Below are 1,266 nucleotides of genomic sequence, written 5' to 3' on the forward strand. Positions count from 1 at the left end.
GGTGGGGGGTGTTGGTGTGTGGTGGGGTTGTTGTTTGAGAACTACATAGTGAACGCGAGCATCTTTTATAAGAAAGCAATTTCTTTGAGAAAATGAATGAACCTGGATCTGATGCTGCATCCTTTGGGGTGTGGTTGATGTTTTCATGGTTCTCTCGATAATCAAGATAGATAAAAATCATGATGCAGGGCCCTTTTGGGGTGTTGTGTTGTGTTTGACCCGCTTGTGTGTGGTCAAGTTTTTAAGGGCACACGGTGGATGCCTTGGCATTAGGAGCCGAAGAAGGACGTAGGAATCTGCGATAAGCCTCGGGGAGTTGATAACCAAACTTTGATCCGAGGGTGTCCGAATGGGGGAACCCCGCCACCGGTTGCAAGACCAGGTGGTGACCCGCATCTGAATATATAGGATGTGTGGAGGGAACGTGGGGAAGTGAAACATCTCAGTACCCACAGGAAGAGAAAACAATAGTGATTCCGTTAGTAGTGGCGAGCGAACGCGGATCAGGCTAAACCGTGTCATGTGTGATAGCCGGCGGGCGTTGCATGGTGCGGGGTTGTGGGACTTACCGATCTAGTTCTGCCGGACTAGGAAGGGGAATGGTGCATGTATAGGTGAACGGTTTTGAATGGCCGACCGTAGAGGGTGAGAGTCCCGTAACTGAAATGCAGTGCACTCCCTGGTGAGTATCCCAAGTAGCACGGGGCCCGAGAAATCCCGTGTGAATCTGTCAGGACCACCTGATAAGCCTAAATACTACCTAATGACCGATAGCGGACAAGTACCGTGAGGGAAAGGTGAAAAGTACCCCGGGAGGGGAGTGAAATAGTACCTGAAACCGTGTGCTTACAATCCGTCAGAGCCACCGAGCCCCTTGTGGGTTGTTGTTGTGGTGATGGCGTGCCTTTTGAAGAATGAGCCTGCGAGTTAGTGTTACGTCGCGAGGTTAACCCGTGTGGGGAAGCCGTAGCGAAAGCGAGTCTGAATAGGGCGAGTTTAGTGGCGTGATCTAGACCCGAAGCGAAGTGATCTACCCATGGCCAGGTTGAAGCGCGTGTAAGAGCGCGTGGAGGACCGAACCCACTTCAGTTGAAAATGGAGGGGATGAGCTGTGGGTAGGGGTGAAAGGCCAATCAAACTTCGTGATAGCTGGTTCTCCCCGAAATGCATTTAGGTGCAGCGTTGCGTGTTTCTTACTGGAGGTAGAGCTACTGGATGGCTAATGGGCCCTACAAGGTTACTGACGTCAGCCAAACTCCGAATGCC

Annotated in this window: 1 protein-coding gene and 1 rRNA gene; one reads left to right on the plus strand and one right to left on the minus strand. The window is 51.6% G+C overall.

All coding sequences use genetic code 11. From position 1 onward, the window contains the following. Positions 1-181, minus strand: a 181-nt coding sequence (locus tag AB0O97_RS20175; protein ID WP_363885048.1) for a hypothetical protein, incomplete at its 3' end; no start/stop codon positions are given. Positions 182-231: 50 nt separating this feature from the next. On the opposite strand from AB0O97_RS20175, the gene AB0O97_RS20180 reads away from it, so the two are divergent. Beyond that, positions 232-1,266, plus strand: a 23S ribosomal RNA gene (locus tag AB0O97_RS20180); the annotation flags it as partial.

It is taken from the genome of Specibacter sp. NPDC078692 (genome assembly GCF_040686835.1).
Taxonomy (GTDB): domain Bacteria; phylum Actinomycetota; class Actinomycetes; order Actinomycetales; family Micrococcaceae; genus Specibacter.